This is a genomic window from Streptomyces sp. HUAS TT11 (genome assembly GCF_051553595.1).
In the GTDB taxonomy this organism is placed as follows: domain Bacteria; phylum Actinomycetota; class Actinomycetes; order Streptomycetales; family Streptomycetaceae; genus Streptomyces.
Window position 1 is genome coordinate 2745110 of sequence record NZ_CP196184.1, and the last position, 12803, is coordinate 2757912.

The 12803-nt window shown below is 71.9% G+C and carries 16 protein-coding genes; 9 read left to right on the forward strand and 7 right to left on the reverse strand.

The window, feature by feature from the left end; all coding sequences use genetic code 11:
• Nucleotides 1-18: 18 nt before the first annotated feature.
• The 6 genes from ACSHXN_RS12290 (at nt 19) to ACSHXN_RS12315 (ending at nt 4654) form a co-directional block, all read left to right on the forward strand.
• Complete coding sequence (locus ACSHXN_RS12290) at nt 19-684, forward strand: amino acid ABC transporter permease (protein WP_059132068.1); 666 nt, start codon at nt 19-21, stop codon at nt 682-684.
• Entirely contained in the window at nt 681-1565 is an 885-nt protein-coding gene (locus ACSHXN_RS12295; RefSeq protein ID WP_355129694.1) for an amino acid ABC transporter permease, read from the forward strand. Before ACSHXN_RS12290 ends, ACSHXN_RS12295 begins: the two co-directional genes overlap by 4 nt.
• A 175-nt stretch (nt 1566-1740) precedes the next feature.
• A complete protein-coding gene (locus ACSHXN_RS12300; protein ID WP_356292200.1) occupies nt 1741-3429 on the forward strand; it encodes an FAD-dependent monooxygenase in 1689 nt (562 codons plus the stop codon).
• Between the two features lie 147 nt (nt 3430-3576).
• Nucleotides 3577-3648 carry a putative leader peptide gene (locus tag ACSHXN_RS12305; RefSeq protein WP_311710492.1) on the forward strand — a complete coding sequence of 24 codons (72 nt, stop codon included), beginning with the start codon at nt 3577-3579 and terminating at the stop codon, nt 3646-3648.
• Nucleotides 3649-3686: 38 nt separating this feature from the next.
• Complete coding sequence (locus ACSHXN_RS12310) at nt 3687-4256, forward strand: cysteine dioxygenase (RefSeq protein ID WP_355129698.1); 570 nt, start codon at nt 3687-3689, stop codon at nt 4254-4256.
• Nucleotides 4253-4654 (forward strand): rhodanese-like domain-containing protein, encoded by a 402-nt coding sequence (locus ACSHXN_RS12315; protein ID WP_438303096.1) that lies wholly within the window; start codon nt 4253-4255, stop codon nt 4652-4654. The genes ACSHXN_RS12310 and ACSHXN_RS12315 overlap by 4 nt, the downstream gene beginning before the upstream one ends.
• Nucleotides 4655-4771: 117 nt before the next feature.
• Here the strand turns inward: ACSHXN_RS12315 and recX are convergent, their stop codons facing one another.
• On the reverse strand, nt 4772-5548 hold the full coding sequence (recX, locus tag ACSHXN_RS12320; protein WP_438303097.1) for a recombination regulator RecX: 777 nt from the start codon (nt 5546-5548) through the stop codon (nt 4772-4774).
• A 3-nt stretch (nt 5549-5551) separates the two neighbouring features.
• Nucleotides 5552-6679, reverse strand: coding sequence for a recombinase RecA (gene recA, locus ACSHXN_RS12325; protein ID WP_355129704.1), 1128 nt, complete (start codon nt 6677-6679; stop codon nt 5552-5554).
• A gap of 324 nt (nt 6680-7003) precedes the next feature.
• Here recA and ACSHXN_RS12330 point away from each other — a divergent pair, with 324 nt between their 5' ends.
• Together ACSHXN_RS12330 and ACSHXN_RS12335 are read left to right on the forward strand one after the other, a co-directional pair.
• Complete coding sequence (locus ACSHXN_RS12330) at nt 7004-7393, forward strand: hypothetical protein (RefSeq protein ID WP_355129706.1); 390 nt, start codon at nt 7004-7006, stop codon at nt 7391-7393.
• A 35-nt stretch (nt 7394-7428) separates the two neighbouring features.
• Nucleotides 7429-8184, forward strand: a complete 756-nt coding sequence (locus ACSHXN_RS12335; RefSeq protein ID WP_438306452.1) for a hypothetical protein — start codon at nt 7429-7431, stop codon at nt 8182-8184.
• 27 nt (nt 8185-8211) lie between these two features.
• On the opposite strand, the gene ACSHXN_RS12340 is transcribed toward ACSHXN_RS12335, so the two are convergent.
• On the reverse strand, nt 8212-9426 hold the full coding sequence (locus tag ACSHXN_RS12340; RefSeq protein WP_355129708.1) for an AI-2E family transporter: 1215 nt from the start codon (nt 9424-9426) through the stop codon (nt 8212-8214).
• Nucleotides 9427-9486: 60 nt separating this feature from the next.
• Nucleotides 9487-9681 (reverse strand): DUF3046 domain-containing protein, encoded by a 195-nt coding sequence (locus ACSHXN_RS12345; RefSeq protein ID WP_355129710.1) that lies wholly within the window; start codon nt 9679-9681, stop codon nt 9487-9489.
• 80 nt (nt 9682-9761) lie between these two features.
• Between ACSHXN_RS12345 and ACSHXN_RS12350 the strand changes: the two genes are divergently transcribed.
• On the forward strand, nt 9762-10706 hold the full coding sequence (locus ACSHXN_RS12350) for a hypothetical protein (RefSeq protein WP_355129712.1): 945 nt from the start codon (nt 9762-9764) through the stop codon (nt 10704-10706).
• Nucleotides 10707-10778: 72 nt separating this feature from the next.
• Here ACSHXN_RS12350 and ACSHXN_RS12355 read toward each other — a convergent pair whose 3' ends face one another.
• The 3 genes from ACSHXN_RS12355 to ACSHXN_RS12365 are packed head-to-tail and all read right to left on the reverse strand — an operon-like array spanning nt 10779 to nt 12747.
• On the reverse strand, nt 10779-11087 hold the full coding sequence (locus ACSHXN_RS12355) for an AzlD domain-containing protein (protein ID WP_355129714.1): 309 nt from the start codon (nt 11085-11087) through the stop codon (nt 10779-10781).
• Nucleotides 11084-11854 (reverse strand): AzlC family ABC transporter permease, encoded by a 771-nt coding sequence (locus ACSHXN_RS12360; protein WP_438303101.1) that lies wholly within the window; start codon nt 11852-11854, stop codon nt 11084-11086. Before ACSHXN_RS12360 ends, ACSHXN_RS12355 begins: the two co-directional genes overlap by 4 nt.
• On the reverse strand, nt 11755-12747 hold the full coding sequence (locus ACSHXN_RS12365; RefSeq protein WP_438303102.1) for an AraC family transcriptional regulator: 993 nt from the start codon (nt 12745-12747) through the stop codon (nt 11755-11757). Before ACSHXN_RS12365 ends, ACSHXN_RS12360 begins: the two co-directional genes overlap by 100 nt.
• Nucleotides 12748-12803: the final 56 nt, after the last annotated feature.

Consider the following 12803-nt stretch of genomic DNA (forward strand, 5'->3'; position numbering starts at 1 on the left):
GCGGAAGCGCGGGAGATCGTGTTCGACTTTCTTGAAGGTTACGACCTGCTGGGGGCCTTCTGGGTGACGGTACAGCTCACCCTGCTCTCGGCCGTCGGCTCCCTGATATGGGGAACGCTGCTGGCCGCCATGCGCGTCGGTCCGGTGCCCCTGATGCGCGGATTCGGTACCGCGTACGTCAACATCGTGCGCAACATCCCGCTCACGGTGATCATTCTGTTCACCTCGCTCGGCCTCAACCAGACCCTCGGCATCAGCCTCGGTGCGCACAACTTCGACACCATCAACTTCCGGCTCGCCGTGCTCGGTCTGATCGCCTACACCTCGGCCTTCGTCTGCGAGGCGATCCGGGCCGGCATCAACACCGTGCCGGTCGGCCAGGCCGAGGCGGCCCGGGCCATCGGACTGAGCTTCACGCAGGTCCTGACACTGATCGTGCTGCCCCAGGCGTTCCGCTCGGTCGTCGGCCCGCTGACCAACGTGCTGATCGCCCTCACCAAGAACACCACGGTCGCCGCCGCGATCGGCGTGGCCGAGGCCGCCCTGTTGATGAAGAAGATGCTCGAGAACGAGGCCCAGCTGCTGTTGATCTCGGCGGTGTTCGCGTTCGGCTTCGTGTGCCTGACACTGCCGACCGGACTGATCCTCGGCTGGGTGGGCAAGAAGGTGGCGGTGAAGCGATGAGTTCCGTGCTGTACGACGCCCAGGGCCCCAGGGCCAAGCGGCGCAACATCCTCTACACGATCGTGTTTCTGCTCGTCCTCGCGGCGGTCGGCTGGTGGGTGTTCAAGAGCCTCGACGACAAGGGGCAGTTGGACTGGGAGAAGTGGAAGCCGTTCTTCGCCGGCACGGAGGCGTGGACCACGTACATCCTGCCCGGCCTGAAGAACACCCTGATCGCCGCGGCGCTGGCGATGATCATCGCGCTCCCGCTGGGCGCCGTCTTCGGCATCGCGCGACTGTCCGACCATGCCTGGATCCGGGTTCCGGCCGCCGTGGTGGTCGAGTTCTTCCGGGCCATCCCCGTGCTGATCCTGATGATCTTCGGTGTGGCACTGTTCTTCAAGTACACCAGCGTCAGTTCGGACGACCGCCCGCTCTATGCCGTCGTCACCGGCCTGGTGCTCTACAACGCCTCCGTGCTCGCGGAGATCGTCCGGGCCGGCATCCTCGCCCTGCCCAAGGGCCAGACGGAGGCCGCGCACGCCATCGGTCTGCGCAAGACCCAGACCATGACGTCCATCCTGCTGCCGCAGGCGGTCACCGCGATGCTGCCCGCCATCGTCAGTCAGCTCGTTGTGATCGTGAAGGACACCGCACTCGGCGGAGCCGTCCTCACCTTCTCCGAACTGCTGGCCTCGGCCAACACGATGAGCTCGTACTACGGCGCGAACACCATCGCCAGCTTCACGGTCGTCGCACTGATCTTCGTGTTGATCAACTTCAGCCTCACGACCTTCGCGGGCTGGCTGGAGCGCCGGCTGCGGCGCGGCAAGAAGTCCACCGGCGCGGTGCTGCCGCCTGCGGCGGTGGCGGGCGCCGAGTCGACGGGTGTGGCGGCCTGACAGGCTGTCAACCCGAGGGAAGGACACCGGAGCAGCGGCCCGGCCGCCGCTGCCTCGGTAGCTTGACGCAAGCACCGGCAATAGGTTGCATACGTTCTGTGATCGTGCACCCTGCTCCAACCTCCTGTTCACAGGCGTCCCACGGGACACCGCCACGAACAGGGGGCGCCACGCCGTGGACCCGGTGATCATCGTCGGCGCGGGGCCTGTGGGGCTTTCGCTCGCCCTTGCGCTGGCACGCCAGGAGGTGCCGTCCGTGGTCCTCGACGAGGGGCCCGGCAAGGACGAGCAGCGACCCGCGCGCACGGTCGTACTGCCCGAGGACACCGCCGCACTGATGGAACGGCTGACCGGGTTACCGCTCGGCGAGTACGGACTGCGCTGGACCGGATGGCGGTCGATGCGGCGCAAGCAGGTGATCCGTGAGGTCGCCTTCGAACCGCCCGGTGCCGAGCAGGACCGCCCGGGCGGCTACGGCTCCACGCTCGAACGGGCCCTCGACGACCGCACGGGGGCGGCCGAGGAGCCCCGGGCCGTCGAGGGTCCCGCCCCGTTGCACATCGCCCAGCACGTGCTCACCGGTGCCCTGCGCGAGGCCATCGCGGGCGAACGACTGGTCAAGGTCGCGGTGGAGAGCCGGCTTGACCTGCTGGAGCAGGAACCCTCAGGCGTGACGGCGCACACCCGAGGACCCAACGCCATATGGTGGCGCGGCAGCCATCTGGTCGGCTGCGACGGGCCGCGCTCGACCGTGCGCAAGCTCCTGGACATCCGCTTCCCGGGCCGAACGGCCGTGGAGCGCCACGCTGTCGCGGCACTGCGCACCGAACTGCCGTGGACCGGCGAGGCGTTACTGCACCGGATGCCGCCCTGGCGGACGTCGGGTCCTTCGGGCGGCGAGGTCACCGCACGCCCCCTGCCGGACGGCGTATGGCGCCTGGACTGGCTGCTGCCGGGCAAGGACCTGGTCACGCCCGAACTGCTGGTCGCCCGCATCCGGGAGACCCTGGCCGGCTGGAACGGGGGCACCACCCCCGCGTACGACCTGCTGGACACGGGGGTGCACACCGTCCACCACCGGCTCGCCCGCCGCTGGCGCTCCGGCCGGGTCTTCCTCGCCGGGGACTCCGCGCATCTGCTCGGCGCGCTCGGCACCCAGGGTCTGGACGAGGGCCTGCGGGACATCGACAACCTCGCCTGGAAGCTGGCGCTGGCCTGGCATCACGGACCGCACGAGGCCCTGCTCGACAGCTACCAGTCGGAGCGCCGGACCGCGGTCGCCGCCCGGCTGCGCGCCGCGGACCAGGCGCTGCCCCTGCTGCGCGGCGGCGGAGGGCTGCGCTCGTACGTGCCCGGCTCCGCCCGTGGGCAGGAGGCGCTGCTCGCGGACGGCCACCTCGGGCGCGGCCCGCTCGGGGCTCCCGGAACCTACGGCGCCTCGACGCTCGCGCCCGCCCCGACCGAGGCGGCGGTGCCGGTGGGCACCGAGCCCGGGGCGCCGGTCGTGGATGTGCGGGTCACCGCGGAGGACGGCTCGTTCGTACGGCTGCGGGACCGGCTGGGGCGTGGATCGCTGCTGGTGGTGCTGGTCGCTCCGGGCACGGGTGTGTGGGAGCGCAAGCACTGGGTGTCGGCCGGGATCATGCCCCGGCTGGCCGCCGCGGTGACGGCCCTGCCGCACCCCGCGGAACTGCTGGTCGCCGAGAGCTACCCGGGCGCCGCCGCCCACACGGTCCTCCTGATCCGCCCGGACGGCCATCTGGTCACGGCACTGGGCGGAGTGCGCCCGGCGGATCTGTACCAGGCGGCGGAGGCGACGCTGGGCGGTCGGGCAGCGGCGAAGGCGGCCGCGAGCGCGGGGTAACGGTGCGGCGGCGGGGCCTGCGATGACATGGGGTCAGGCGCAGGACCCGCCGCGTCGAACACCTGATGGCCATGGCGTCCACATGGTGACTGTCGGTTGACCGCACCGCACCGCCATGGTGTACTCCGGATCGTGAGCGACACCTGTGTGCACCTGTGGCGGAGGGTCCATATGGACCTTGTCCGCTATGCGGGCTGCGTGTGTCGCCCGTCCTGCTGATCTCGCTTCTTTCACCTGCGCGCGCCGTGCTCTGACGGATGCGCGCCTCGCGCGAACTCTCAGGACGGTACCCGTTGTCTGCATCCCCCACTGCTTCCGTTTCCGCCCCGCCGCAGGCACCCACCCAGGCCGATCTGCTCGCCTTCGTACGCCGAACGGCCGCCGACGCGGAGCTGATCGACTCCCTCCCGCTGGACCCCGAAGGGCGTACCTGGCTGCGCCTGGAGGGTCCCGGCGGCAGCGAGGCCTGGCTGATCGGCTGGCCGCCCGGCACCGGTACCGGCTGGCACGACCACGCCGACTCGTGCGGCGCCTTCGTCACCGCGTCGGGCGAACTCAAGGAGAACTCACTCGCGGCCCGGCTGCCCTCCGACGGCTGGAAGACCCTGGAACTGACCGAGGGGGTCGACCGGGAGCGGCGGCTGCCCGCCGGCACCGGACGTTCCTTCGGTCAGCACCATGTGCACGAGGTGCTCAACGAGTCCACCGACCGGCACGCGGTCTCGGTGCACGCCTACTACCCGCCCCTGCCGCAAATCCGCCGCTACAGCCGTACCGGCCAGGTGCTGCGGCTGGAGCAGGTCGAGCGACCGGAGGACTGGAGTTGAGCTCGGCATCCGAACGGCCCCTGGGCATCGACGAACTCCTGGAACGGGTCCGCGTGGACCTCGACAGGGTGGAGGCGGCGGACGCCTTCGAGGCCGCGCAGGCCGGTGAAGCCCTGCTCGTGGACATCCGGTACGCGGCGCTGCGCGACCGGGACGGGCTGATCCCCAGCGCTCTCGTCGTCGAACGCAACGAACTGGAATGGCGCCTCGACCCCCAGGGCAGCCACCGCGCCCCCGAGGCGACGAGCCACGACCTGCGCGTCGTCGTCATCTGCAACGAGGGCTACGCCTCCAGCCTGGCCGCCGTGTCCCTGCGCCAACTCGGCCTGCGGCGTGCCACGGACCTGGTGGGCGGCTTCCAGGCCTGGAGGGACGCCGGCCTGCCGGTCACGACGTAGCCACGTATCCGGGGCGGACCGGCCGCCGAGTTCTCCGCGGGCACTACCGAGCCGTGTCCGATGCCCGTCGCCACTGTGCTTCGGGCAGCCGGGAACCGGGGCGCCGAGCGGCGGGGTTCAGTGCCCCTCGTCCTCCAGGCCGTCTGTCTCCTCCCCCTCGGCCTCCAGTGCCTGGCGGACCACCCGCAGAGCCATACCCTCGGAGTAGCCCTTGCGGGCGAGCATGCCCGCAAGGCGGCGCAGGCGCTTGTCGCGGTCCAAGCCCCGTGTCGCGCGCAGCTTGCGCGCGACGAGTTCACGCGCGGTGGCCTCCTCCTGTTCGGAGTCGAGCTGCCCCACCGCTTCGTCGATGAGCGAGGTGTCCACGCCCTTCGTGCGCAGCTCCTGCGCGAGCGCCCGGCGGGCCAGTCCCCGTCCGTGGTGCCGGGACTCCACCCAGGCGTCCGCGAAGGCGCCGTCGTCGATCAGGCCCACTTCCACGAACCGTGACAGCACTTGGTCCGCCACGTCCTCGGGGATCTCCCGCTTGCGCAGGGCGTCCGCGAGTTGCTTCCGCGTGCGTGGGGTCCCGGTGAGCAGGCGCAGACAGATCGCCCGCGCCCGCTCGACCGGGTCCCCCGGGGGCTCCCCCTCCTCGGCCCTCGACGAGTGGAAGGAACCTCCGTCCTGTGGGCCCTCGGCCGGATCCCCGAATCCGCGCCGCCGCCCTCGCCCTCGTCGCCCGCGTGCCCGCCCGCCCCCGTACGGAGCGCCCTCGTCATGGGCGTCCGCCTCGCCGCGCACACCGTCCGGCCCCGCGTCACCGCCCCCGGCCGACCCCCCGTCGCCCCGGTTCCCCCTGCCCTGCGGGGCGACGGGGTGTGCGTACTCGGCCCAGTCGGTTCGTCGTGTCATGGGCTAGCTCTTGGCCGCCGGGGCCTTGGCCTTGGCACCCTTGGCCGCCGGGGCGGGCACCGACTTGGCGGCGTCCTCGCCCGCGGGTGCGGCACCCGCCGCGTCCACGGCCGGCTCGGCGGAGGGCTCCTCGGGACGGACGCCGACGCCCAGCTTCTCCTTGATCTTCTTCTCGATCTCGTTGGCCAGGTCGGGGTTGTCGCGCAGGAAGTTGCGCGCGTTCTCCTTGCCCTGGCCGAGCTGGTCGCCCTCGTACGTGTACCAGGCGCCGGCCTTGCGGACGAAGCCGTGCTCGACGCCCATGTCGATCAGGCCGCCCTCGCGGCTGATGCCCTGCCCGTAGAGGATGTCGAACTCGGCCTGCTTGAAGGGCGGGGCGACCTTGTTCTTCACGACCTTGCAGCGCGTGCGGTTGCCGACCGCCTCCGTGCCGTCCTTCAGGGTCTCGATGCGGCGGATGTCGATACGCACCGAGGCGTAGAACTTCAGCGCGCGGCCACCCGTCGTGGTCTCGGGGGAGCCGAACATCACGCCGATCTTCTCGCGCAGCTGGTTGATGAAGATCGCCGTGGTCTTGGACTGGTTGAGCGCGCTGGTGATCTTCCGCAGGGCCTGGCTCATCAGACGGGCCTGCAGACCCACGTGGCTGTCGCCCATCTCGCCCTCGATCTCCGCCCGCGGGACGAGCGCGGCGACGGAGTCGATGACGATGAGGTCGAGCGCACCGGAGCGGACGAGCATGTCCACGATCTCCAGCGCCTGTTCGCCGTTGTCCGGCTGGGAGAGGATCAGGTTGTCGATGTCGACGCCCAGCTTGCGCGCGTACTCGGGGTCGAGGGCGTGCTCGGCGTCCACGAAGGCGACCTGTCCGCCGGCCTTCTGAGCGTTCGCCACCGCGTGCAGGGTCAGGGTCGTCTTACCGGAGGACTCCGGTCCGTAGATCTCCACCACACGGCCACGCGGCAGCCCACCGACACCGAGGGCCACGTCGAGTGCGGTCGACCCGGTCGGGATGACCTCGATGGGCTCCCTCGACCGCTCGCCCATGCGCATGACCGCGCCCTTGCCGAATTGCCGTTCAATCTGTGCGAGCGCGGCCTCGAGAGCCTTCTCGCGGTCGGTTCCTGCCATGGGTTCCACCCGGTTTGCTTGAGTCGATCGCTTCACGTCAAAGACGCTAACGCCTGCCACTGACAATGCGCCCCGACGCCCGTCCGGCCTGTGGATAACTCGGGCACTTCTCCGTGAATCCATGCCGGAATCCCCGTCGAGAACCCCGCCGGAGCCTCCATAAGAATGGATGTTCGAATTTCGTGTCAAGCGCACAACCCGGCACCACCGAGACTACGTTCGGGGTCCGACGGCGACCCGGGTTCCGCGGTACTCCCCACGGCGTACGGCGGGTGCCTCCGGCCGGCGGACGACCGGCCGGGCCGCCCTCGCCAGGCTTGGCGCATGGAGAACGACAGGATTCCCCCGCACGGCCGCGGGAGCGCCCGTCCCGCCGCCGCGACCGCGGCACCGACCGCCCCGCCCCCGCCCGCCGCGTCGGCTCGGGGCCGGGGCGCCGGCGGCACCGGCCGTCCGATCGTGCCCGCCGGCCTTGCCATCCCGCTCGTGGCGGCCGGCCCGCCCGCCCGGGTCGCGAGCCGTCCGACGGCCGGACCCGCCCCCACCGCCGGTCCGCGCGTCGAGGTGGGCGCGGCCGGGGCCCGGGACACCGGCGGCCGTCTCCCCTCGGAAGCCGGCCTGCCCGTCGTCTCCACCGTCGCGGAGCGCATCGCCCGCCCCGGCCCCGCCCTCGCCGGGGGCGCGGCACTCCTCGCGAAGGGGGCCCGGGTCTGATGGCGGCATCCCTCGCACCGGAGTGGCGCTCGCTCATGCCGTACGGGGTGTCCGGCACGAGCCGGGCCGAGCGTCTGTGCGTCGCGACCGGCGTCCTCCTGTGCCTGTCCGGCCCGGTGCATCTGGTGGTGTTCCTCGTCGACGGCGGCCCCTGGTACGGACCCGTCTCCTGGCGCAAGCCCGTCACGTTCGGACTGTCCTTCGGTCTGACGCTGATCGCGGTCACCTGGGTGACGTCGTACCTGCGCATCGGCGCGCGGCGGCGCGCCGCCCTGCTGCTGGTGTTCGCCGCCGACTGCGTCGTGGAGGTCGCCGGGATCACCCTCCAGGCGTGGCGCCGCGTGCCGTCCCACCTCAACACCGGGACACCCTTCGACACCGCGGTCGCGATGACGCTCGCGGTCGGCGGCGGCGTCCTGGTCGTCGTCCTCTCGGCGTTCGCCGCCGCGGCGTTCCTGCGCCGTCCCGGCGGCCCCCCGGGCATGGCGCTCGCACTGCGCTCCGGGTTCGCGATCCTGATGGTCGCACTGCTCTCCGGCGCAGCGATGATCGCGCGCGGCGTGGCGCTGTCCCGCACCGGACATCAGCAGGCGGCATACGACTCCACGGCGCCGCTCAAGCCGCTGCACGGGGTGAGTCTGCACGCCGTGCTGGTGCTGCCCGCCCTGGTGCTGCTGCTCTCGCGCACCTCCTGGAGCGAGGTCACCAGGCAGCGGTTCCTGTACGCGGCGGTCGGTGCCTATACAGCCGCCGTGCTCGTGGCGGGGGTCCGGGCGGGGCTCACCTGGTGATCCCCGCCGGGCGACGACCTCGCGCCGTCAGCCGCGCAGCAGCTGCCTCACCCGCGCGGTGAGACCGGTCGAGGCCCGTGGCGTCCGGTGTCCCTGGACCCGGGGATCGTCCGTGACGGTGTACCGCTTCACGTACGCACCGAGGAACGCCTGCAGCGTGGCGACCGCGGGGATGGAGATCAGGGCGCCGACGGCACCGAGGAGGGCGGTGCCCGCGATGACCGACCCGAAGGCGACCGCGGGATGGATGTCCACGGACCTGGCGGTCAGCTTGGGCTGCAGCATGTAGTTCTCGAACTGCTGGTAGACCACCACGAAGATCAGCACCCACAGCGCGTACCAGGGATCCACGGTGAAGGCGATCAGCATCGGCAGGGCCCCGGCGAGATACGTGCCGATGGTGGGGATGAACTGCGAGACCAGGCCGACCCAGACGGCGAGCACGGGCGCGTACGGGATCCCCAGCGCCTCCAGTAGGACGTAGTGCGCGATTCCCGAGATCAGCGCCATCAGGCCGCGTGAGTAGAGGTAGCCGCCCGTCTTGTCGACGGCGATCTCCCACGCACGCAGCACCTCGGCCTGCCGGGCGGGCGGCAGCACGGAGCACAGGGCGCGCCGCAGCCGCGGTCCGTCGGCGGCGAAGTAGAACGAGAACAGTGTGATCGTCAGCAGCTGGAAGAGACCGCCCAGCACCTGCGCGGAGACGTCCAGGACACCGGTTGCGCTGTTCTGGACGTACTTCCTGAGCCAGTCGGAGTGGACCAGGCTGTCCTGCACGTCCACACGTCGGAGGTCGCTGTGGAAGGTGGAGTTGATCCAGTTGATGACCGAGTCGAGGTAGCCCGGGAAGCCCTCGACCATCTTGATGATCTGGCCCGCGAGAATCGAACCGAGCAGGGTGACGAACCCGGCCACCGCGATCGCCAGCGCGAGGAAAACGAGGAAGGTGGCCAGCCCCCGGCGCATGCCGTGCGCGGCCATCCAGCTCACCGCGGGCTCTATGGCGAGCGCCAGGAAGAAGGCGATCAGAATGTTGATCAGCAGGCCGGTGACCTGGTGGAACGCCCAGCTGCCGAGCTGGAACGCGGCGATGAGGGCGAGCGCCAGCACCATGGCGCGCGGCAGCCAGCGCGGCATGCGGCCGCTCGGCGCGGCTCCGTCCCCCGCCGGGGGGCGGGGCGGAGTCGTGCCGAGCGGTGAATCCTGCTGAGGGACCTGCGCGGTCTCGTCTGTGGGTGGCACGGGGCAAGTCTCGCCCACTCCGCCGTCGAACGGGGAATCGCTACGGATCGTCGTGCCCTTTCAGCGCTTCTCGTGGGGAATTTCCGCAGCCGCGCACACCGCGCGCCACACGTCCCTGGCCTCCCACCCGGCGTCCAGTGCCTGATGCACCGTGCGCCCCCCGAGCTCCGACATGACGTGATCGCGCGCGAAGGTGTCGGCGTACGTCTCACCGAAGTGATCCGCCATCCGCTGCCAGAAGACCGTCAACCGCATGCACTCAGTATCCAGCCCCTGAGAGTGGGCCCGGCCGGTGACCGCCTGCCGGGGCCGCTTTGCGCCCTACGGTCTGAGCCATGGCCGTAACCGGAGCATCCCCACTCCCCACGACGCCCTCGGCGCGCTCACCGCTGTCCCGCGCCGAGCACTTCGTCTGGCTCACCGCTCGCGTACTGGAGCAGCGGCGCTTCGAGTACCACTTCCTGGGCGGCGGCGCCGACCCGGTGGAGACCGCGCTGACCGCCTACCGCAACGAGGACGAGGGCTACGGTCACGGCCTCGAACCCGATCTGCGCGGACCGGTCAGCCAGCCCCTGCACACCGCGCACGCGCTGCGCGTCCTCGACTCGATCGGGCGCTGCGGCGGGCAGCGTGCGGAGCGGGTGTGCCGCTATCTGACCACGGTGGCGACCCCGGACGGCGCCCTGCCGGCGATCCACCCCGGCCAACGGGGCTATCCGGCGGCGCCCTTCCTGCCGATCGTCGACGATCCGGCGAGCGACCTCCTGGCCACCGCTCCCGTGGTGGGCCTGCTGCACCGCAACGAGGTGTGGCATGCGTGGCTGTTCCGGGCCACCGACTTCTGCTGGCAGGCGGTCGAGTCCCTGGAGAAGTCCCATCCCTACGAGATCGAGGCGGCCGTGGCCTTCCTGGACTCGGCGCCCGACCGCCTGCGCGCGCAGGCGGCGGCCGACCGGCTGGGCCGCCTGGTGCGGGCGCAGCGGCTCGCGGTGCTGGACCCGGCCCGCCTCGACGCCTACCCGGTCGCGTCCGGGTACGCGCCGGGCGAGCACCACTTCCCCCACGACTTCGCGCGCACCCCCGACTCCCTGGCGCGGGCCTGGTTCACCGACGAGGAGATGGCCCGCGCGCTCGACCTCCTCGCCGCCGAGCAGCAGGCGGACGGCGGCTGGCCGATCCGGTGGCGCGCCTGGGCCCCGGGTACCGCTCTGGAGTGCCGCCCCATGGTGACCGTCGAGGCCCTGCGCACCCTGCGGGCGTACGGGCGGCCCATCGACTGACGGCGCGCGGCCTTGGCACGCGCGCCCCCTTGAGGTCCCGTACTCCAGGTGCGTGCCGCCCCGGCCGCCCGTTCAGCCCGCCATCGCCCGCACTCCCGCCGTCACCACGACGGCCGCGGCGACGACGAGCAGGAAGGGGGCGCGCAGCAGCAGGGCCACGGCGGCGGCTGCAAGCCCCGCGGCCCGGGCGTCCAGCACCAGGGAACGGCCGTCGGCGAAGGTCTGCTGGGCCGTGAGGGCGGCCAGCAGGGCCACGGGCAGCAGCGCCGCCAGCCGCCGCACGAGCGGCTTCTCCAGGAAGCCCGCCGGCACGAGAAGGCCGGTGAGCTTGACGGCGTAGCAGCCGACCGCGGTGACACCGATCGCGATCCAGACGTTCAACGGTCCTCCCCCTGTCCGTGCGGTGTGTCGTCGGCGGCCCGGGTCGCGGGTCCCGCCCCGCGGCGGCGCCCCTCCGCCCAGAGGACGGCCGGGGTCGCCAGCGCCGCCACCAGGACCGGCACACCGGCGGGCAGCACCGGCAGCAGACCGAGCCCCAGGACCACGGCGGCACCGGCCACGGCACGCTCGGTGGTGGTCTTCAGCATCGGCGCGAGCAGCGCCAGGAACACGGCGGGCCCGGCGGCGTCCAGACCCCATGCGTCGGTGTCCCCGATGGCACGTGCGCCGACGGCCCCCAGGAGCGTGGTCAGGTTCCAGAGCACGTAGAGGGTGAGCCCGGTGACGGTGAAACCGATCCGCACGCTCCGCCGCGTCGGCTGGGCGAGGGCCACGGCGGTGGTCTCGTCGATGACCCATTGGGCGGCCAGCGGGCGCACGGCGCGCGGCAGGGCCAGCAACTGCGACAGACGCAGCCCGTAGAACGCGTTCCGCACCCCCAGGAAGAAGGCGCCCGCGGCCGCCGTGAACGGGTTGCCGCCGGCCGCGAGGGCACCCACCAGGGCGAACTGCGAGGCGCCGGTGAACACCAGGAGGCTGAGCGCACAGGTCTGCAGCAGCGAGAGGCCGCTGCCGGCCGAGGTCACTCCGAAGGCGAAGCCGGACAGTCCTACGGCGACCCCGACTCCGAGGGCGTCACGGACGACGGCGGCGTCCGGTTTTCCACCTTCTTGGCTGTGTATGTCCGCGCGTGCGGTTTGTTCTGCCACACCGCGGACGGTACGGCCGGTCCGAGCAGGACGTCTTGTACGTTCTTGCGCCCCGGGGGCCGTTGGCCGTCGCGCCTGCGCTCGCGCTGGTACGACCCTGGCGGCACCCCCACGATCCGGGTGAAGTGGCGGTTGAGGTGCGGCTGGTCGGTGAATCCGACGGCGACGGCCGCTGCGGCGGGGGCGACGCCGGAGTCCAGAAGGCGGCGGGCCCGGCGGACCCGGGCGTCGGTCAGCCAGGTGTGCGGCGGCATGCCGTAGGTGTCGCGGAAGGCGCGCAACAGCGCGAAGGGGCTGGTGCCGAGGTCGGCCGCCAGCCGCTCCAGGGTCGGGGGCTCGGTCATCCGCTCCTCGAGCACCGCACGCGCGCGTGCCGCCGCCCGGGCACCCGCACCGCGCGGGGTCCGCTGCGGCATCGACCCGCCGTTGAGGCGCAGCAGCCGGGTCACGGCGACCCGCAGCAGTGTGTCGGCGGCGAGCGCGTTGCCCTCGTCGGCGGCCCTGAGCACCTCGTGGACCAGACCGACCGCGTAGGGGTCCTCGAGCACAGGACTGGCGAAACCGGGGGTTCCGCGGATGACCGTGGTCTCTGCGGCGATCTCCGCCACCAGCCCCGGCAAGGGGTAGACGGCCCCGTACCGCCAGCCCTCGGGGCCGCCGGCCCGGCCCGTGTGCGCGGTGTCGGGGTTGACGAGTGCGAGGGCACCCGGGCCCGCGTACTGGTCGGAGCCGCCGTGGTGGAAGACCTCGACTCCGTCGGCGATGGCCGCGATCACGAAGTGCTCGTGGGTGTGCCGTACGAAGCTCTTGCGGATGTAGCGGGCTCGCAGCAGGTCGACACCGGGCAGCTCGTCGTACTGCCAGTGCCGCGCCCTCTCTCCGGAACCCGCCATGGCCCCATTCTGCGGCACGCCCGCTGCGGACCGGACCGGAACGCACTCCTCCAGCC